Here is an 18,063-nt window from a genome sequence, read left to right as displayed (position 1 = left end):
GGAGGGGCAGGCGATGGCGAGAAGCAGCGTGCGTGGGGAGGGGGCGCGACAACGCGCCCCGCACGCCAGTGATCACGGCTGGGACGAAAGCCAGCACGAGGGCGATGAGCCCCCGGACGGCGCAGACCGGCACAAGCACCGCCGTGGGGGCGGCGGTGGAAGTGCCGGTGAACCGCCGCGCCGCAGACGGCGGATACTGCGCTGGTCGGCAACGGTCCTCTCGGTACTGATACTCGGCACGGCCGGTGCCGGATATCTCTATTACCAGCACCTGAACAACAACCTCGAGACCGACGACCTGAACCTCGGCGACCACCGGGCCCCCGAGCCCACGCCGAACGCGGCGGGCCAGACCCCGCTGAACATCCTGCTCATCGGCTCGGACGCGCGGGACTCCAAGGAGAACCAGAAGCTCGGCGGCGCCAAGGAGACCTTCGGGGGCACGCCGCTCGCCGACGTACAGATGCTGCTGCATCTCTCCGCCGACCGCACCAACATGTCGGTCATCAGCATGCCGCGCGACACCCTCGTCGACATCCCCAAGTGCACCGACCCGGACGACGGCAAGGTGTACGAGGCGTCGACGCAGCGCACGATGACGAACCAGACGCTCGGCCGCGGCGGCCCCGGCTGCACGGTCGCCACCTGGGAGAAGCTCACCAACATCCACATCAACCACTTCATGGAGGTCGACTTCTCGGGAGTCGTCTCCATGGCCGACGCCATCGGCGGCGTACCGGTCTGTGTGGACGCCAACATCTACTCGCGCGACAACGAGGGCCACGGCTCCGGTCTGAAGCTGGAGGAGGGCACCACGTACATCAAGGGTGAGCAGGCCCTGCAGTGGCTGCGCACCCGCTACGGCTTCGACGGCGGCACCGACATCAGCCGCGCCAAGGCCCAGCACATGTACATGAATTCGCTCGTGCGCGAGCTGCGCGACAACGCCAATCTGAGCAGCCCCAACAAGCTGCGCAAGCTCGCCGAGACGGCCACCAGCGCGCTCAAGGTCGACGAGGGCCTTGGCAGCGTCAAGAGGCTCTACGACCTCAGCAACGAGCTCAAGAAGGTCTCGCCGGAGCGGACCACGATGACGACGATGCCGTTCGAGTACGTCGGTGCGCGCGTCGTCCCCAAGCCGGGCGACGCCGAGCAGCTCTTCCGGCTCGTGCGCGACGACGTCTCACTGGACGGCAAGGGCAAGAAGAAGCCCGCCAAGGAGAAGCTCTCGGACGATCCGGCGGCGCCGGACGACCAGATCGCCGTACAGGTGCAGAACGGCACCCGCAGCGACACCGAGCCGCCGGTCAGCGGGCGCGCGTCGACGGTGACTCAGCTGCTCACCGGCAAGGGCTTCACCAAGGCGACGGCCGACACGACGACGGTTCTCGCGGAGGAGGAGACCGTCATCAGGTATCCCAGCGCCGAGCTGGAGGGCGACGCCCAGCGGGTCGCCAAGTCCCTTGGCCTGCCGCTGAGTTCGGTGGAGAAGTCGACGGACGTCTCCGGTGTCGTGCTCGTCGTGGGCGCCGACTGGCGGGAGGGGAACACCTACCCCAAGTCGGCCGGGAAGAAGGACGACAAGACGCCGGATTCGGCCGACGCGCTCAACGGCTCGGACAAGAAGGCGTGCATGCACGTCGACCCGGACTTCACCTGGAAGTGAGCCCGGCCCCGATGACCCGTCCGGCTGTTCTCACGCTTCGGTGAGGACGGCCGGACGCCGGGACGCGATGACCTTCTTGGCGAGCGAGCGCGGGCTGGTGAGGAAGCCCCAGCCCCACGACATGTGCATCGTCGCGAGCGCCACCGGGATCTGAAGGCGCGCCTTCAGCGGAAGGCCCTTGCCCGCGGGCAGCGAGCCCGCGGCGATCGCCGCGAGATATCCGCCGGGGATCACAAAGCCCCACGGCGTGAGCACCGCGCCGACGACGACGCCCGCCGCGATCGCGCACACGGCGGTCGGCGGCGCGAGGTAACGCAGGTTGATGGAGCCTTCGTGGTAGCGGGCGACCACGTGCCGCCAACGGCCGTAGTCCTTGTACTGCTTGGCCAGGGCGCGCACGGAAGGCCGCGGGCGGTACTGCACCTTCAGCTCGGGCGAGAACCAGATGAGCCCGCCGGCCTCCCGGATCCGGAAGTTCAGCTCCCAGTCCTGGGCGCGGATGAACTCTTCGTTGTAGCCGCCCTGTTGCTCCAGGGCCTCGCGCCGGAAGACACCCAGATACACCGTTTCGGCCTTCTGGGCCTCGCCACCGGTGTGGAAGGCTGCGTTGCCCACGCCGATCTTCGAGGTCATGGCGGCGGCGACCGCGTGCTCCCAGTCGTTCTCGCCCTCGGCGTGCATGATGCCGCCGACGTTCTGCGCGCCGGTCTCCTCGAGGAGGCGGACGGCCGTCGCGATGTAGCCGGGCGAGAGGATGCCGTGGCCGTCGACGCGCACCACGATCGGGTGACTCGATGCCTTGATGGCGGCGTTCAGGGCCGCCGGCGTGCGCCCGGTGGGATTCGGCACCGTCTGGACCCTCGCGCGGTGACCGGCCGTCTCGGCGACCAGTTCGGCGGCGATCTCGTCCGTACGGTCGGTGGAGGGGCCGAGCGCGACGACGACCTCCATCTCCCCGTCGTAGTCCTGCTCAAGGATCGCGGTCACGGCAGCACGCAGATGCCGTTCCTCGTTGAGCACCGGCATGATCACGGATACGGCAGGAAGCTGCACGTCGGGCGTCGCGTTCATCGGCGCCACGTTACCGCGAATGGGGGACACCGGCGCGCGCCGCCGGGTCACTACCCGGGCCGCAGATCGTATGGGCCTACGGTTCTGGCGTCCCCCGGCCCGTCAGCGGAGGTGTCCCCCTCGTGCCCACACCGCCCCGCCGCTCCCCAAGCCCCTCCTCGCGCGGACCGCGCCCCCCGCGCCAGGCCGCACCCCGGAAGCAGACGCCCCGCTCGGCCGTGCGGAGGAAGCGGCCCCGCTGGGCCATGCGGGTGGCGACGGCGTTCTCCGTGACGGTGCTCACGGCGGCGGGGATCGGGCACGGGGTGGTGTCCAGTCTCGACACCGGGATCGACCGGGTGGACGCCTTCAAGGACATGAAGAACCGGCCGCAGGGGGGCAACGGCATGAACGTGCTCCTTGTCGGCACCGACGGCCGGGACAAGATCACCAAGGCGGAGAAGAAGAAGTACCGCCTCGGCGGCGCGCCCTGCCACTGCACGGACACGATCATGATCGTGCACATCTCAGAGGACCGGGACCGCGCAAGCGTCGTGAGCCTGCCCCGCGACAGCTACGCGCTGATGCCGCCGCACACCGACCAGAACTCGGGCGACCGCCACAAGGCCCACCCGGTCAAGATGAACGCGGCGTACGCGGAGGGCGGCCCCAACCTCACCGTGCGCACCGTCGAGAAGATGACGAAGGTCAAGATCGACCACTACATGGAGGTCGACTTCACCAGCTTCATGAAGACCGTGGACGTGCTCGGCGGCGTGGAGATCTGCACGGCGCGCCCGCTGAAGGACTCGTACACCGGACTGAATCTGGCCGTGGGCACGCACAAGCTGAACGGCGGCCAGGCCCTGCAGTACGTCCGCACCCGGCACGTCGACGGTTCGTCCGACCTCGGCAGGATGCAGCGCCAGCAGCGGTTCCTCGCCGCGCTGATCGCCAAGGCGACCAGCAGCGGGGTGCTGCTCAATCCGCTCAAGTTCCGCGACGTGAGCAGGACGCTGCTCGGCTCGGTCCGGGCGGACAAGGGCTTCGGCACGAACGAGATGCTGGCCCTGGGCCGGGCGATGCGCGGCTTCTCACCGTCCTCGTCGGAGTTCACCACCGTGCCGCTGCGCAGCAAGGGCGTGAACGTGCCCGGCATCGGCTCCACGCTGAAGTGGGACCCGCGCCGGTCCGGGAAGCTCTTCAAGGCGCTGCGCGAGGACCGCCCGCTCGCCGCGCACAACCCCCGGCGCAAGGCCGCCGTGGTCGGAGTGTCGCCGCAGCAGATCCGGGTGCAGGTCGACAACGCCACCGGCAGGCCGGGCCTGGGCAGGCGGGTCGACAGCGCACTGCGGTCCACCGGCTTCCGTACGACGCGGGTGCCGGGCAATGCGCCGGGCAAGCCCCTCGCGCGCACGGTCGTCGCATACGACCCGCGCTGGGACCGCTCGGCGAAGTCCCTCGCGGCGGCGCTGCCGGGCTGCCGGCTGCGCGCGGTCAAGGGGCAGGGCGCGACCCTGAAGGTGCTCGCGGGCCAGGACTTCAAGAAGATCAGGCCGGTACGGGCGGAGGACGCCTATCAGGGGGAGTTCGGCGCGGTCACGGGCGACCAGGTGGTGTGCCCGTAAGGAACCAGGTGGTGTGCCCGTAAGTACGGCTTCGTTCCCCGCTCGTCTTCGGCCCCCGCTCAGTCGTCGAGACCCTCCGCGGCGCGGGACTGCCGCAGGTCCTTGATCGCCCGGCGCCGCGCGAGGCGGTGCGTACGCCGGATCTGCGCCTCCTGGTAGCGCCGCCGGTCGCGCTCGGTCTCCGGCAGGACGGGCGGCACCGTCCGGGGCTTGCCGTCCGCGTCGACGGCGGCGAAGACGAGATACGCGGAGCCGACCTGCTGCGCAGGCGTCGACTCGTTCCACCGCTCGGCGAGCACCCGGACGCCCACCTCCATGGACGACCGCCCGGTCCAGTTCACCTGCGCCTTCACATGAACCAGGTCACCGACCCGCACCGGCTCCAGGAAGACCATCTCGTCCATGGAAGCGGTGACGGCGGGCCCGCCCGAGTGCCGACCGGCGACCGCCCCCGCCGCGTCGTCCACCAATTTCATGATCACGCCGCCGTGCACCGTTCCGAGGAGGTTGGTGTCGTTGTGGGTCATGATGTGGCTGAGTGTCGTGCGGGACGCCGAGGTCGGCTTGCCCGGAATCTCCGATTCCGGTCCAGGGGCGAGGTCTGTCATGGGCTCCACCCTATGTCTGACGTATGTCCCGGACTCCCCGAGCCGCTTTGCATCAGCTCTGCAACAGCCCTGAACCGAAATCCCGCCCGCCCTGTATGGCGCGCCCCCGGAGACGGCACACTGAGCCACATGAGCGATTGGCCTGACGAGCAGGGCAACGGCCGGGGATACGGCCGTGGCAGCGGGAACGCGCAGCCCGACGGCGCCCGCGTGATGCGGCATGTCCAGCGCGGCGGCGGCACGGGCCGCCCGGGCCAGCAGCCCGGAGGGGTCCCGCAGCAGCCCGCGTACGACGACGGGTACGGCCAGCGGTACGGCGACGCCCGCGACGACATGTTCGAGCCCCGCACGCCCCGCCGGGACTCCTACGACGACGGGTACGACAGCGGCTACAACACCGGCCAGGTCTACGGCTCCCCGAACGGCAACGGCCACGGCGGCGGCCAGGGCGGCGACGACGGTTACGGCACCCGCGCCCCCCGCCCCGCCCCGAACTGGCGCCGGCGCATCAAGATCGGCTCGCTCACCCTCGTCGTCGTCCTGCTCGCGGTCTCCATCGGCACGTACTTCTGGGCCGACTCCAAGCTCAAGCGCGAGGTCGACCTCTCCAAGGTCATCGAGCGCCCCGAGGGCGGCGACGGCACGAACTACCTGATCGTGGGCTCCGACAGCCGTGAGGGCATGTCCGACGAGGACAAGAAGAAGCTCCACACCGGCTCGGCCAAGGGCAAGCGCACGGACTCGATGATGATCCTGCACGTCGCGGACGACGGCGGGAACACGATGATCTCGCTGCCCCGCGACTCGAACGTGACGATCCCCTCCTTCAAGGGCGCCGAGACCGGCAGGCTCTACCCGAACACCGGCCGCCAGACGAAGCTCAACGCGGCGTACGCGGAGGACGGGCCCGAACTCCTCGTCCGCACCGTCGAGTTCAACACCGGCCTGCGGATCGACCACTACGCCGAGATCGGCTTCGGCGGCTTCGCCAAGATCGTGGACGCGGTCGGCGGCGTCGAGATGGACATCCCCAAGGGCTTCAAGGACGAGAAGTCCGGCGCCGACTTCGAGGCCGGCAAGCAGACCCTCGACGGCCAGCAGGCCCTCGCCTTCGTCCGTACCCGTTACGCCCTGCCGGGCAGCGACCTGGACCGTACGAAGAACCAGCAGAAGTTCCTCGCGGCCCTCGCCAACCAGGCGGCGACGCCGGGCACGGTCATGAACCCGTTCAAGCTCTACCCCACGATGGGCGCGGGCCTGGACACGCTGGTCGTCGACAAGGACATGGGCCTGTTCGACGTGGCGTCCATGTTCTGGGCGATGAAGGGCGTCACGGGCGGCGAAGGCAAGTCGATGAACATGCCGCTCGCGGGCTCCACCGGCGGCAACCTCCTGTGGGACAAGGCCAAGGTCAAGCAGATGGTCTCGGAGCTGAACAACGACGAGAAGGTGACGGTCTCGGGCGACTGAGCCGCCTCACGCGTACGTTGGAAGGGGCCCCGCCGGTGCATCGGCGGGGCCCCTTCGCGTACCGGCGGACCTGCTTGTACCCCGAACGCTTCGCCTGCCGCGAAGCCCCGGCTCCCGCGTGTCACGGTGGAATCAACTGCCACCCTGAAGTCCGGAGCATGCCATGGCAGACCTGCAGGTCGAACTCAACACCACCGCCGAGGCCGGAGTGCTGGATGAGCCCTCCACGGAGCGCTCTGCGGAGCCCTTCCCGGAGCCCTTCCCGGAGCCCGCCCAACCGGCCATATCCGAGCCCGAAGCCGAGTCCGCGTCAGAACCGGAAGCCGAGCCCACGTCAGAGCCGGAAGCCGAGCCCGCGTCAGAGCCGGATGCCGAGCCCGCGTGGGACCCCGACCCCCTGCCGGACCCGCTCCGGCGTGCCCACGCGCTGCTCGCCGCCCACCCCGTCGCCGACGGCTACAGCGGACTGCCCTGGGCGCTGCGCGAACTGCCCTGGTGCGACCTGGAGCTCGGCGAAAGCGGGGTGGAGGCCGATGTTCCCCGGCTGCGGGCGGGCGGTGTCGGGGCGCAGTTCTGGTCCGTGCACGTCCCGGAGAACCTCAGCGGTGACCGCGCCCTGAGCGTGACCCTCGAACAGCTCGACTTCATCAAGCACGTCGTCGGCGACCACCCCGAAGGACTGCGGCTCGCCCGCTCCGCGTCCGAGGCGGTCGACGCCCGCCACTGCGGCCGCATCGCCACCCTGATCGGCCCGGCGCGCGGCGCGGCGATCGGCGACTCACTGGCCACGCTGCGGGCCCTGAAAGACCTCGGTCTGTGCTCGCTGACACTGTCCGGCACGTCATGGGCGGGGCCCGACGGCCTGAGCCCGTTCGGCGATGAGGTCGTCCGCGAGCTGAACCGGCTCGGAGTGCTCCCCGAACTCTCCGGCGCGTCCGAGGCCACGGCGCACCGGGTGCTCACCCTCTCGCGAGCCCCGGCGCTCTTCGTACGTTCCGGGGCCCTGGCCCTGCGCGAGGCCCCCGGGAACCTCTCCGACGGTCTGCTGACCGCGCTCGGCAAGGCCAAGGCCCTGTGCCTGGTGCCGCTCGCGGCCGAGCAGACGGGTTCCTCGATCCAAGAGGTCGCGGACCACCTCGATCACGTACGCCGTCTCGCGGGCCCGGAGTGCGTCGGCCTCTCGGGCATGTACGACACCCCGGCCGCGCACCCCGAGGGTCTGGCCGACGTCTCGCGCTATCCGCATCTCGTCGCCGAGCTCATCGAGCGCGGCTGGCCGGATGCGGAGCTCGCGATGCTGACCTGGGGCAACGTCCAACGGGCGCTGCGCGGCGCGGACTTCACCGCGCGGGCGACGCGGGAGCGGCAGCGCCGCCAGGCGGCCGCCGGCTGACGCTCTCGCTCTCGTCATCGTCATGGCCGATCCGGCAGAGGCAGAAGGGATGCCCTGCCGGATCGGCGTAGACACGGAAGTCGCGCTCGCCGCCGCCGTCGTCCAGGTCGAGCGGCTTCGCGCCGATGGCCAGTACGCGCTCCTGGGCGCGCTCGATGTCCTGGACGGTCGGCCCCGCGTCGAAGTCCAGGTGGATCTGCTGCGAGTCGGCGTCGGCGCGGGGCCAGTCCGGCGGGCGGTGACCGGCCACCCGCTGGAAGCAGAGGCGCAGACCGTCGGGGGCGCGGAGGGTGACCCAGTCCGCGTCGTCGTGGGTGATGGCCCCGCCGAGCAAGTGGCCGTAGAACTCGGCGAGTCGGCCGGGGTCAGGGCAGTCGAGCACGACGCTGCGCATGCGGGCGATGGGAGCCATCGTTGCGTCCCCTCGCTCTCTCAGCAGGCGCAGAGGCAGAAGGGGTGCCCGGCAGGGTCCGCGTACACCCGGAAGCTGCGGCTGCGGTCCGACGCCTCCAGCGCGGTGGCACCGAGCGCGAGGACCTCGCGCTCGACCGCGTCCATCTCCGCGGCTTCCACGGTGAGGTCCAGATGGAACTGCTGCGAGCGGTCGGCCGACGGCCACTGCGGCGGGACGTGGCCGGGCGCCGCCTGGAAGGCGAGGGGCGTCCCGTCGTGGCCTTCGAGGTCGACCCAGCCGTCGCCGTCGTCCTTGGGGGTGCCGCCGAGGATGGCGGCGTAGAAGCCGGCGAGGGCGAGGGGGTCGGGACAGTCGAGTACGACGACGCCGAGTTTGGCGAGTGGCATGAGTCTCTCCCGGTTCGAGTGCTGGGTTACCCTTAAAGGCTCTCATCAGGTAACGGTTACTCCATACTCCCGCAATGGAGGTAACGTCGCAAGCATGAATGACAGAGCACCCGCTCCCGGCGGTCTCACGCTGGTCCAGGCGCTGGTGAACACACTGGATCTGGAGTCGGGCGCGGACGCGCTGGACACGGCGGAGGGGCGGGCCCCCTTCGGGCTCGCCGCGGGGGCGGAGACGGTGGCGGCGCGGGAGCTGCGGGAGTCCCTGCGGGTGGCGTGCCTGGCCCATGCGGGGCACGGACCGCATGCGTCCGTGCGGCCGCTCTCCCAACTCCTCGCGGGGGCACCGCTGTTGGTGACGGTCTCGGATGCCGACGGCTCGGCGTCACTGACCCCCGCGGAGCCCGCCGCCCTCGCCTCCCGCGTGGCGGCGGCCATCGCGGAGGCGGTCGCCGCCGGGACGTGGGGCCGCCTCAAGGCCTGCGAGGCGTCGGACTGCCACTGGGCGTACTACGACCGAAGCCCGGCCGGGCGGAGCCGGTGGTGTGACATGGGGGTGTGCGGGGCTCGGGCGAAGATGCGGGCTTATCGGGCGCGGAAGGCTCCGCCTGGGGGTGCGGGGTAGCGTGGCTCGGCAAATCACCGGCTTCGCCGAGTTCGTCCTCAATCGCCGGACGGGCTAAATACTTCGTCGGCCGGGCTGGAAAATTCCAGCCCGGCCGACGACGTCTTACGGGGAATCCTCAGGCCGCCGGGCGACCCATCGCCCGGTACGTCCAGCCGGCCGCACGCCACACCTGCGGGTCCAGCGCGTTGCGCCCGTCCAGGATGAGCCGCGCCGAAGTCACCTCGCCCAGCGACTGAGCATCCAGTTCACGGAACTCTCGCCACTCCGTCAGGTGGAGGACGACGTCCGCGCCGCGCACCGCGTCCACCGCGGTCTCCGCGTACGCCAGCGTCGGGAAGAGGCGGCGGGCGTTCGCCATGCCCTTGGGGTCGTACACCGTGACCTGACCGCCCTGGAGGTGGATCTGCCCGGCGACGTTCAGCGCGGGCGAGTCACGGACGTCGTCCGAGTCGGGCTTGAAGGTGGCGCCGAGGACGGCGACCCGCTTGCCCAGGAACGACCCGCCGCCCAGCGCCTCGCGCGCCATCTCGACCATCTGGCCGCGCCGCCGCATGTTGATGGAGTCGATCTCGCGGAGGAAGGTCAGCGCCTGGTCGGCGCCCAGCTCCCCGGCCCGCGCCATGAAGGCCCGGATGTCCTTCGGCAGACAGCCACCACCAAAACCAATACCGGCCCGCAGGAACTTCTTGCCGATCCGGTCGTCGTACCCGAGCGCCTCCGCCAGCTTCACGACATCGCCGCCCGCCGCCTCGCAGACCTCCGCCATCGCGTTGATGAAGGAGATCTTCGTGGCGAGGAAGGAGTTGGCGGAGGTCTTCACGAGCTCGGCGGTCGGGAAGTCCGTCACGACGAAGGGCGAGCCCTCGCCGACCGGACCCGCGTACACCTCGCGCAGCAGCTTCTCCGCGTGCGCGCTGCGTACGCCGACCACGATGCGGTCAGGGTGCAGCGTGTCCTGCACGGCGAAGCCCTCCCGCAGGAACTCCGGGTTCCAGGCCAGCTCGGCGTCCGCGCCCACCGGAGCGGCGGCGGCCAGCTCGCGCGCGAGGCGGTCCGCGGAACCGACCGGCACGGTCGACTTGCCGACGACCAGGGCGGGCCGCGTCAGATGCGGGGCCAGCTGCGCGAAGGCACTGTCGACGTAGCTCATGTCACAGGCGTACTCGCCGTGCTTCTGCGGAGTGTTCACGCAGACGAAGTGGACGTCGCCGAAGGCGGCGACCTCGGCCCAGTCCATGGTGAAGCGCAGGCGCCCGCTCGACCCCTCGATCCCGGCGACGTGCTTGCGCAGCAGTTCCTCCAGGCCGGGCTCGTACATCGGGACCTCGCCCCGCTGCAGCATTTCGATCTTCTCGGGCACGACATCGAGCCCGAGCACCTCGAAGCCGAGCTCGGCCATGGCCGCGGCGTGCGTGGCGCCGAGATAGCCGGTGCCGATCACGGTGATCTTGAGGGCCATGCGGTGCTCCAGGGGTCTACGGCCGTCAGTGCGGTGCCCGAGCATAGTCGGGCCTCTGACGGGGCACGTTTTCGCCGTCGGTGTCCCCTTGCTGCCCGCTGTCAGGAAGGTCACGTATCCGTCCCGTGGGCCGACCACTAAAATTTGGGTTACTTAACGGTAATTAGCGTCCTTGGAGCGTGAGAGACCTTGGCCGGATCGGCTGATTTCGACCTGTACCGCCCGTCCGAGGAGCACGACATGCTCCGCGACGCGATCCGTTCGCTGTCCGAGGCGAAGATCGCACCGTTCGCCGCGGCCGTCGACGAGGAGGCCCGCTTCCCGCAGGAGGCGCTCGACGCTCTCGTCGCCAATGACCTGCACGCGGTGCACGTACCGGAGAGCTACGGCGGCGCGGGCGCCGACGCGCTCGCCACGGTCATCGTGATCGAGGAGGTGGCACGCGTCTGCGCCTCGTCCTCGCTCATCCCCGCGGTGAACAAGCTGGGCTCCCTCCCGGTGATCCTCTCCGGCTCCGAGGAGCTGAAGAAGAAGTACATGTCGCCGCTCGCCAAGGGCGACGGCATGTTCTCGTACTGCCTGAGCGAGCCCGACGCGGGTTCGGACGCGGCCGGCATGAAGACGAAGGCCGTCCGTGACGGGGACGAGTGGGTCCTCAACGGCGTGAAGCGCTGGATCACCAACGCGGGCGTGAGCGAGTACTACACGGTCATGGCCGTCACCGACCCGACCAAGCGCTCGAAGGGCATCTCCGCCTTCGTCGTCGAGAAGTCGGACCCGGGTGTCTCCTTCGGCGCCCCGGAGAAGAAGCTCGGCATCAAGGGTTCGCCGACCCGCGAGGTCTACTTCGACAACGTTCGCATCCCCGCCGACCGCATGATCGGCGAGGAGGGCACGGGCTTCGCCACGGCGATGAAGACCCTGGACCACACCCGCATCACGATCGCGGCCCAGGCACTCGGCATCGCGCAGGGCGCGCTCGACTACGCCAAGGGGTACGTCAAGGAGCGCAAGCAGTTCGGCAAGCCGATCGCGGACTTCCAGGGCATCCAGTTCATGCTCGCGGACATGGCCATGAAGATCGAGGCGGCACGTCAGCTGACGTACGCGGCGGCGGCGAAGTCCGAGCGCGGCGACGCCGACCTCACCTTCCAGGGTGCGGCGGCGAAGTGTTTCGCGTCGGACGTCGCGATGGAGGTCACCACGGACGCCGTCCAGCTGCTCGGCGGCTACGGCTACACCCGTGACTACCCCGTCGAGCGGATGATGCGCGACGCGAAGATCACGCAGATCTACGAGGGCACGAACCAGGTCCAGCGGATCGTGATGGCCCGCAACCTTCCCTAGCGCCTGCGCTCTCACCGGTACGTTCGTCGCCCTCGCCCCTTACTTGGGGCGAGGGCGACTTCGTGCGGGCCCTGGGATCAGGCGTCCAGCTGCTCCAGCGTCGCCACCGACGGGCCCCGGCGAGACTGGACGTCCCGTGCCACGTCCTCCGCGGCGGCAAGGACCCGTACCGCGTTCTGCCACGTCAGCTTCGCGAGGTCGCCGCGGGACCAGCCGCGGTCGAGGAGTTCCGCGATCAGGTTCGGGTAGCCCGCGACGTCGTCGAGGCCGTCCGGGGTGAACGCCGTGCCGTCGTAGTCGCCGCCGATGCCGATGTGGTCGACGCCCGCCGCCTCGCGCATGTGGTCGAGGTGGTCCGCCACCGTGGAGACCGTCGCGACGGGGCGCGGGGTCGACTCCTCGAAGGCCGCGTGGACCTTCATCGCCTCCGGCGTCGTGTCCAGGTGGTGGAAGCCGTGCTTCCGCATGTTCGCGTCGGCCGCCGCCGTCCAGTCCACCGCGGCCTGGAGGACGAACTTGGGGACGAACGTCGCCATCGCCACGCCGCCGTTCGCCGACAGGCGCTCCAGGACGTCGTCCGGGATGTTGCGCGGGTGGTCGCACACCGCCCGCGCGGACGAGTGGGAGAAGATCACCGGCGCCACGGACGTGTCCAGTGCCGCCCGCATCGTCGTCGCCGCCACATGGGAGAGGTCCACGAGCATGCCCGTGCGGTTCATCTCCCGGACCACCTCACGGCCGAAGGCCGACAGGCCCCCGACGCCCGGCTCGTCCGTCGCCGAGTCCGCCCACGCGATGTTGTCGTTGTGCGTCAGGGTCATGTAGCGCACGCCCAGCGTGTGCAACGCCCGCAACGTGGCAAGGGAGTTGTTGATGGAGTGGCCGCCCTCCGCGCCCATCAAGGACGCGATACGGCCCTCGGTGCGGGCCTTCTCCATGTCCGCGGCCGTCAGGGCGCGGGCCAGAGCCGAGGGATGGCGCGCCAGCAACTGCTCGACGCAGTCGATCTGTTCGAGCGTCGCGCTGACCGCCGCGTCGCCGGTCAGGTCCGTGCGGACGTACACCGACCAGAACTGCGCGCCGACACCGCCCGCCCGCAGGCGGGCGATGTCCGTGTGGAGGTTGCCCGTCTGGTCGGCCGCGATGTCGAGGCGGTCGATGTCGTAACCCGCCTTCTCGCGCAGCGCCCACGGCAGGTCGTTGTGGCCGTCGACCACCGGGAAGTCGGCGAGGAAGGAGCGGGCATCGTCCAGAGAGGCACTGGCACTGTCCAGGGAAGTCATGCCGCTACTTTCCCGAGCCGAAGCCGAAACCGGAACCCGCTCCCTCGACCTTCGCCCGAAGCCGCTTGCCCTTCTCCGTGGCCTGCTCGTTCAGCTCCTGCTGGAACTCCCGCATACGGGCGAGGAGTTCGGGGTCGTGCGCGGCGAGGATGCGGGCCGCGAGGAGGCCCGCGTTGCGCGCGCCGCCGACCGACACCGTCGCCACGGGGACACCGGCCGGCATCTGCACGATGGAGAGGAGGCTGTCCATGCCGTCGAGATACTTCAGCGGGACGGGGACTCCGATGACCGGGAGCGGGGTCACCGAGGCCAGCATGCCCGGCAGATGCGCCGCGCCGCCCGCGCCCGCGATGATCACCTTGATACCGCGGTCGGCCGCTTCATCGCCGTACGCGATCATCTCGCGCGGCATCCGGTGCGCGGAGACGACGTCGACCTCGTAGGGGATCTCGAACTCGTCGAGCGCCTTGGCCGCCGCCTCCATGACGGGCCAGTCGGAGTCCGAGCCCATGACGATGCCGACCACGGGGGACACAGGAGACGTGCTCATTCGGTGATCGTTCCTCTGAGATAGCCGGCTGCGTGACGGGCGCGCTCGAGCACGTCGTCCAGGTCGTCGCCGTAGGTGTTGACGTGGCCGACCTTGCGTCCGGGCTTCACGTCCTTGCCATACATGTGGATCTTCAGCTGCGGGTCGCGCGCCATGCAGTGCAGGTACGCCTGGTACATGTCCGGGTAGTCGCCGCCCAGGACATTGGCCATGACCGTCCACTTCGCGCGTGGGCGCGGGTCGCCGAGCGGCAGGTCGAGCACCGCGCGGACGTGGTTGGCGAACTGGGACGTGATCGCGCCGTCCTGCGTCCAGTGGCCCGAGTTGTGCGGGCGCATCGCCAGTTCGTTGACCAGGATGCGGCCGTCGGTCGTCTCGAAGAGCTCGACCGCCAGGTGGCCGACCACGCCGAGGTCCTTGGCGACGCGCAGCGCCAGCTCCTCGGCCTGCAGGGCGAGGGCCGCGTCGAGGCCGGGCGCCGGGGCGATCACGGTGTCGCAGACGCCGTCGACCTGCTGCGACTCGACGACGGGGTAGGCCACGGCCTGGCCGTGCGGTGAGCGCACGACGTTCGCCGCGAGCTCGCGTACGAAATCGACCTTCTCCTCGGCGAGCACGGGGACACCGGCCCGGAAGGGTTCTTCGGCGTCCGCGACGGAACGTACGAACCACACCCCCTTTCCGTCATAGCCGCCACGCACCGTCTTGAGGATGACCGGGAAGCCGTCGCCCTCGGCCGCGAAGGCGGCCACATCGGCCGGGTCCTTCACGATCCGATGGCGTGGACACGGCACGCCGATCTCCATGAGCTTCGCGCGCATCACGCCCTTGTCCTGGGCGTGCACCAGCGCGTCGGGCCCCGGACGCACGGGGATGCCGTCCGCCTCCAGGGCCCGTAGATGCTCGGTGGGTACGTGTTCGTGATCGAAAGTGATCACGTCGCAGCCCCTCGCGAAGTCACGCAGCGTGTCGAGGTCGCGATAGTCGCCGATGACGACATCGCTGACGACCTGCGCCGCGGAATCCTGAGGGGTGTCACTGAGGAGCTTGAATCTGAGGCCGAGGGGGATGCCCGCCTCGTGGGTCATGCGGGCGAGCTGACCGCCGCCGACCATGCCGACTACCGGGAACGTCACACCCCCAGGGTATCGGCCTGTATCGGCCATCGGAGAACGGCCGGATTCCGCGCCCCCCACGGCCTCTCCCGTCACAGAGCCGCCACAGTGTGGAGGCGTCCGCGCGCGGCGGACGGGGGGCGCTGGTTAGCATGGCTTGGTTGACGCGACCGAATCACCACATCGTCGACACGACCAAATTCGAATCGACGGGGGTTGGGGCGACCACCATGACGGAACGTGGCGCACTACGGGTGCGGCTGGATCGGCTCGCGCGCGAAGTCGTCAAGTTCGGGGCCGTGGGAGCGGTCGGGACGGTGGTGAACTTCGGCGTCTTCAACTTCGTACGCCATGTCTCCGACCTGCAGGTCGTGCGCGCGAGCGTGATCGCCACGGTCGTCGCGATCGCCGTGAACTACATCGGTTTCCGTTACTTCACGTACAAGGACCGTGACAAGAGCGGCAGGACGAAGGAGCTCACGCTCTTCCTGCTGTTCAGCCTCGTCGGCCTGGTGATCGAGAACGGCGTGCTCTACGCGGCGACGTACGGCTTCGGCTGGGACGGCCGCCTGGAGTCCAACCTCTTCAAGTTCCTCGGCATCGGCATCGCCACCTGCTTCCGCTTCTGGTCGTACCGCACCTGGGTGTTCAAGACGCTGCCCGCGCGGGAGGCCGTCGCCCATGCGGAATCGTTCCTGGACGCGGAGCCCGAGCCCTCCAGGGCCCCCCGGCGCACCGTGCAGCGGACCCGCTAGCGGACCGTTTCCCCGCCGTCACCGCCGTCGCGCTTCTGCGGCGGCGTACGCGAGAGGAAAAGGCCGAACACCGGCGGCTTCGTCTGCAGCATCTCCAGGCGGCCGCCGTCCGCCTCGGCCAGGTCGCGCGCCACGGCGAGGCCGATACCCGTCGAGTTGTGGCCGCTGATGGTGCGCTCGAAGATCCGTGCGCCGAGGTCGGCGGGGACTCCGGGGCCGTTGTCCGTGACCTCGACGACCGTCTGGGTGCCGGTGACGCGGGTGCGCAGGGCGACGGTGCCGCCGCCGTGCATAAGCGAGTTCTCGATCAGCGCGGCCAGGACCTGGGCGACCGCGCCCGGCGTGCCCACGGCCTGCAGATTCCGCTTGCCGGAGCTGACGATGGCGCGGCCCGCGCTGCGGTAGGCCGGGCGCCACTCCTCCAGCTGCTGCTTGATGACCTCGTCCAGGTCGAAGGAGACGGCCGAACCGGTGCGCGGGTCACGGGAGTTGGTGAGCAGCCGCTCCACCACGTCGGTGAGCCGCTCGACCTGCGCGAGCGCGATCGTCGCCTCCTCCTTGACCGTGTCCAGGTCGTCGGTGACGGTGATCTCCTCCAGGCGCATGGAGAGGGCCGTCAGCGGCGTACGCAGCTGGTGCGAGGCGTCGGCGGCGAGGCGGCGCTCGGCGGTCAGCATGCGGCCGATGCGCTCGGCGCTGCCGTCCAGGACGTCCGCGACGCGGTCGAGCTCCGGCACCCCGTACCGCTTGTGGCGCGGCCGAGGGTCGCCCGAGCCGAGGCGCTCGGCGGTCTCGGCGAGGTCGGTGAGCGGGGATGCCAGGCGGTTGGCCTGGCGCACGGCGAGGAGTACGGCGGCGACGATCGCGAGGAGCGCGACGGCGCCGATGATCAGGAGCGTGCGGCCGACCTCCTGGGTGACCGCGGTGCGGGGCTCCTCGACAGTGACCCGCTCGCCCTCCTCGCCGTCCGCGGTGGCCCGGATGACGTCGCCGCCGGGGCGGCTGCCGATCTCGATGGGGGCGCGGCCGGGGATCTCGATGAGGGCGTAGCGGTCGTTGTCGACCCCGGCCACGTCAAGCAGGATCCCGGCGTTGATCCGCTCGTCGCTGATGAGCCGGCTGTCGACGATGCCGGCGAGGCGGACGGCCTCGGAGGTGACTCGCTCCTGGGCGCTGCTGCTGATGGTCCTCGTCTCTACGACGACGAGGCTCACTCCGAAGACGGCGATGACTACGAGGACCACGGCTAGCGTGGAGCTGATCAGGCGGCGGCGCATTTACCCAGTGTCCTGGATACGGGCCCCGTCAGGGGCGCGGGGAACTGCGCGGCAAGCCCCCACCGGTCCGCAGACGCGTCTGCCTCCGGCGGTTCTACGGCGAGTGCGGGTTCATCGTGGTTGCTCGCGCAGTTCCCCGCGCCCCTTGCGGGGCGCTCCTCAGGCCCGGATCAGCTCTTCTCGAAGCGGAAACCCACGCCCCGTACCGTCGCGATGTACCTCGGGTTCGCCGCATCATCGCCCAGCTTCTTGCGCAGCCAGGAAATGTGCATGTCCAGGGTCTTGGTGGAGGACCACCACGTGGTGTCCCAGACCTCGCGCATCAGCTGGTCGCGGGTGACCACCCGGCCCGCGTCGCGGACCAGGACCCGCAGCAGGTCGAACTCCTTGGCCGTGAGCTGGAGCTCCTCCTCGCCCATCCAGGCGCGGTGCGACTCGACGTCGATCCGCACGCCGTGCGTGGCCGGCGGCTGCTGCGGCTCGGTGGCGCCGCGCCGGAGCAGGGCCCGGACCCGGGCGAGCAGCTCGGCGAGGCGGAAGGGCTTGGTCACGTAGTCGTCGGCGCCCGCGTCCAGGCCCACCACGGTGTCCACCTCGTCGGCGCGGGCGGTCAGGATGAGGATCGGCGCCGTGTGCCCCTCGGCGCGGAGCCGGCGGGCCACCTCCAGGCCGTCCATGCCGGGCAGCCCCAGGTCGAGTACGACGAGGTCGACGCCGCCCTGCAGACCTGCGTCGAGGGCGGTCGGGCCGTCCTGACGGACTTCGACCTCGTAGCCCTCCCTGCGCAGGGCGCGGGCCAGCGGCTCCGAGATGGACGCGTCGTCCTCGGCGAGCAGTACACGGGTCATGGGGTGATGGTAGTCCGCGACGGACGACCGCCGTGGGGTGATCGACAGCTGATCGAATGCTTACGGTGGAACCCTGCGGCTATGTGGTGCGATCCTGAGAATCACCTTTAAATGTGGGCTGTTGGTTCCGTCATAACCTGTGATCCATCTCTCAAGTCCTTTCATATGCCGCACTGTCGTGGCGTATG

General features: G+C 70.0%; 16 protein-coding genes and 1 pseudogene. 7 read left to right on the top strand and 10 right to left on the bottom strand.

Going from position 1 to position 18,063, the window contains the following annotated elements:
• Window positions 1-13: 13 nt before the first annotated feature.
• On the top strand, window positions 14-1,666 hold the full coding sequence (locus tag AB0G47_RS18785) for an LCP family protein (RefSeq protein ID WP_360770755.1): 1,653 nt from the start codon (window positions 14-16) through the stop codon (window positions 1,664-1,666).
• A gap of 30 nt (window positions 1,667-1,696) precedes the next feature.
• Here the strand turns inward: AB0G47_RS18785 and AB0G47_RS18780 are convergent, their stop codons facing one another.
• On the bottom strand, window positions 1,697-2,737 hold the full coding sequence (locus AB0G47_RS18780; RefSeq protein WP_360770752.1) for a glycosyltransferase family 2 protein: 1,041 nt from the start codon (window positions 2,735-2,737) through the stop codon (window positions 1,697-1,699).
• Between the two features lie 122 nt (window positions 2,738-2,859).
• Here AB0G47_RS18780 and AB0G47_RS18775 point away from each other — a divergent pair, with 122 nt between their 5' ends.
• Complete coding sequence (locus AB0G47_RS18775; RefSeq protein ID WP_360770749.1) at window positions 2,860-4,344, top strand: LCP family protein; 1,485 nt, start codon at window positions 2,860-2,862, stop codon at window positions 4,342-4,344.
• A 59-nt stretch (window positions 4,345-4,403) separates the two neighbouring features.
• Here AB0G47_RS18775 and AB0G47_RS18770 read toward each other — a convergent pair whose 3' ends face one another.
• Window positions 4,404-4,952, bottom strand: coding sequence for an acyl-CoA thioesterase (locus AB0G47_RS18770; RefSeq protein WP_266866227.1), 549 nt, complete (start codon window positions 4,950-4,952; stop codon window positions 4,404-4,406).
• Window positions 4,953-5,081: 129 nt separating this feature from the next.
• Here AB0G47_RS18770 and AB0G47_RS18765 point away from each other — a divergent pair, with 129 nt between their 5' ends.
• The gene (locus AB0G47_RS18765; protein ID WP_360770746.1) at window positions 5,082-6,422 is read left to right on the top strand and encodes an LCP family protein; all 1,341 of its coding nucleotides are present in this window, start codon (window positions 5,082-5,084) and stop codon (window positions 6,420-6,422) included.
• Window positions 6,423-6,585: 163 nt separating this feature from the next.
• A complete protein-coding gene (locus AB0G47_RS18760) occupies window positions 6,586-7,815 on the top strand; it encodes a membrane dipeptidase (RefSeq protein WP_360770743.1) in 1,230 nt (409 codons plus the stop codon).
• A gap of 28 nt (window positions 7,816-7,843) precedes the next feature.
• On the opposite strand, the pseudogene AB0G47_RS18755 reads toward AB0G47_RS18760, so the two are convergent.
• Both AB0G47_RS18755 and AB0G47_RS18750 read right to left on the bottom strand, forming a co-directional pair.
• A pseudogene (locus tag AB0G47_RS18755) lies at window positions 7,844-8,227 on the bottom strand (VOC family protein); the annotation flags it as partial.
• Between the two features lie 20 nt (window positions 8,228-8,247).
• Window positions 8,248-8,616, bottom strand: a complete 369-nt coding sequence (locus AB0G47_RS18750; protein WP_360770741.1) for a VOC family protein — start codon at window positions 8,614-8,616, stop codon at window positions 8,248-8,250.
• Window positions 8,617-8,710: 94 nt separating this feature from the next.
• Between AB0G47_RS18750 and AB0G47_RS18745 the strand changes: the two genes are divergently transcribed.
• The gene (locus AB0G47_RS18745; RefSeq protein ID WP_360770738.1) at window positions 8,711-9,238 is read left to right on the top strand and encodes a CGNR zinc finger domain-containing protein; all 528 of its coding nucleotides are present in this window, start codon (window positions 8,711-8,713) and stop codon (window positions 9,236-9,238) included.
• A 118-nt stretch (window positions 9,239-9,356) separates the two neighbouring features.
• Here the strand turns inward: AB0G47_RS18745 and AB0G47_RS18740 are convergent, their stop codons facing one another.
• Window positions 9,357-10,700 (bottom strand): UDP-glucose/GDP-mannose dehydrogenase family protein, encoded by a 1,344-nt coding sequence (locus AB0G47_RS18740; protein WP_360770735.1) that lies wholly within the window; start codon window positions 10,698-10,700, stop codon window positions 9,357-9,359.
• 189 nt (window positions 10,701-10,889) lie between these two features.
• Here AB0G47_RS18740 and AB0G47_RS18735 point away from each other — a divergent pair, with 189 nt between their 5' ends.
• Complete coding sequence (locus tag AB0G47_RS18735; RefSeq protein WP_360770732.1) at window positions 10,890-12,047, top strand: acyl-CoA dehydrogenase; 1,158 nt, start codon at window positions 10,890-10,892, stop codon at window positions 12,045-12,047.
• A 77-nt stretch (window positions 12,048-12,124) separates the two neighbouring features.
• Here the strand turns inward: AB0G47_RS18735 and AB0G47_RS18730 are convergent, their stop codons facing one another.
• From AB0G47_RS18730 to AB0G47_RS18720, 3 genes are read right to left on the bottom strand one after another with little or no spacing between them, the layout of a single operon-like run.
• Window positions 12,125-13,330 carry a dipeptidase gene (locus tag AB0G47_RS18730; protein ID WP_360770730.1) on the bottom strand — a complete coding sequence of 402 codons (1,206 nt, stop codon included), beginning with the start codon at window positions 13,328-13,330 and terminating at the stop codon, window positions 12,125-12,127.
• Window positions 13,331-13,334: 4 nt separating this feature from the next.
• On the bottom strand, window positions 13,335-13,880 hold the full coding sequence (gene purE / locus AB0G47_RS18725) for a 5-(carboxyamino)imidazole ribonucleotide mutase (protein ID WP_360770727.1): 546 nt from the start codon (window positions 13,878-13,880) through the stop codon (window positions 13,335-13,337).
• Window positions 13,877-15,016 carry a 5-(carboxyamino)imidazole ribonucleotide synthase gene (locus tag AB0G47_RS18720; protein WP_360770724.1) on the bottom strand — a complete coding sequence of 380 codons (1,140 nt, stop codon included), beginning with the start codon at window positions 15,014-15,016 and terminating at the stop codon, window positions 13,877-13,879. The genes purE and AB0G47_RS18720 overlap by 4 nt, the downstream gene beginning before the upstream one ends.
• A 209-nt stretch (window positions 15,017-15,225) precedes the next feature.
• Between AB0G47_RS18720 and AB0G47_RS18715 the strand changes: the two genes are divergently transcribed.
• Window positions 15,226-15,750, top strand: a complete 525-nt coding sequence (locus AB0G47_RS18715; protein WP_360770879.1) for a GtrA family protein — start codon at window positions 15,226-15,228, stop codon at window positions 15,748-15,750.
• Here AB0G47_RS18715 and AB0G47_RS18710 read toward each other — a convergent pair.
• Together AB0G47_RS18710 and AB0G47_RS18705 are read right to left on the bottom strand one after the other, a co-directional pair.
• Complete coding sequence (locus AB0G47_RS18710) at window positions 15,747-17,027, bottom strand: ATP-binding protein (RefSeq protein ID WP_360770721.1); 1,281 nt, start codon at window positions 17,025-17,027, stop codon at window positions 15,747-15,749. The two genes, AB0G47_RS18715 and AB0G47_RS18710, sit on opposite strands and share 4 nt — an antisense overlap.
• A 170-nt stretch (window positions 17,028-17,197) precedes the next feature.
• Window positions 17,198-17,875, bottom strand: coding sequence for a response regulator transcription factor (locus tag AB0G47_RS18705; RefSeq protein ID WP_266866199.1), 678 nt, complete (start codon window positions 17,873-17,875; stop codon window positions 17,198-17,200).
• Window positions 17,876-18,063: the final 188 nt, after the last annotated feature.

The sequence above is a fragment of the Streptomyces sp. NPDC021622 genome, from assembly GCF_040640795.1.
Classification (GTDB): Bacteria; Actinomycetota; Actinomycetes; order Streptomycetales; family Streptomycetaceae; genus Streptomyces.
Note: the sequence above shows the minus strand (reverse complement) of the source record. Positions and strands in the feature narration are given on the sequence as shown.

What these genes read in the sequence shown, in the direction of transcription:
- AB0G47_RS18765 (WP_360770746.1), top strand. Translation starts at nt 5,082, where the DNA reads ATGAGCGATTGGCCTGACGAGCAGGGCAACGGCCGGGGATACGGCCGT.
- AB0G47_RS18705 (WP_266866199.1), bottom strand. Translation starts at nt 17,875, where the DNA reads ATGACCCGTGTACTGCTCGCCGAGGACGACGCGTCCATCTCGGAGCCG.
- AB0G47_RS18780 (WP_360770752.1), bottom strand. Translation starts at nt 2,737, where the DNA reads ATGAACGCGACGCCCGACGTGCAGCTTCCTGCCGTATCCGTGATCATG.
- AB0G47_RS18750 (WP_360770741.1), bottom strand. Translation starts at nt 8,616, where the DNA reads ATGCCACTCGCCAAACTCGGCGTCGTCGTACTCGACTGTCCCGACCCC.
- AB0G47_RS18760 (WP_360770743.1), top strand. Translation starts at nt 6,586, where the DNA reads ATGGCAGACCTGCAGGTCGAACTCAACACCACCGCCGAGGCCGGAGTG.
- AB0G47_RS18715 (WP_360770879.1), top strand. Translation starts at nt 15,226, where the DNA reads ATGACGGAACGTGGCGCACTACGGGTGCGGCTGGATCGGCTCGCGCGC.
- AB0G47_RS18730 (WP_360770730.1), bottom strand. Translation starts at nt 13,330, where the DNA reads ATGACTTCCCTGGACAGTGCCAGTGCCTCTCTGGACGATGCCCGCTCC.
- AB0G47_RS18740 (WP_360770735.1), bottom strand. Translation starts at nt 10,700, where the DNA reads ATGGCCCTCAAGATCACCGTGATCGGCACCGGCTATCTCGGCGCCACG.
- purE (WP_360770727.1), bottom strand. Translation starts at nt 13,880, where the DNA reads ATGAGCACGTCTCCTGTGTCCCCCGTGGTCGGCATCGTCATGGGCTCG.
- AB0G47_RS18785 (WP_360770755.1), top strand. Translation starts at nt 14, where the DNA reads ATGGCGAGAAGCAGCGTGCGTGGGGAGGGGGCGCGACAACGCGCCCCG.
- AB0G47_RS18710 (WP_360770721.1), bottom strand. Translation starts at nt 17,027, where the DNA reads ATGCGCCGCCGCCTGATCAGCTCCACGCTAGCCGTGGTCCTCGTAGTC.
- AB0G47_RS18770 (WP_266866227.1), bottom strand. Translation starts at nt 4,952, where the DNA reads ATGACAGACCTCGCCCCTGGACCGGAATCGGAGATTCCGGGCAAGCCG.
- AB0G47_RS18745 (WP_360770738.1), top strand. Translation starts at nt 8,711, where the DNA reads ATGAATGACAGAGCACCCGCTCCCGGCGGTCTCACGCTGGTCCAGGCG.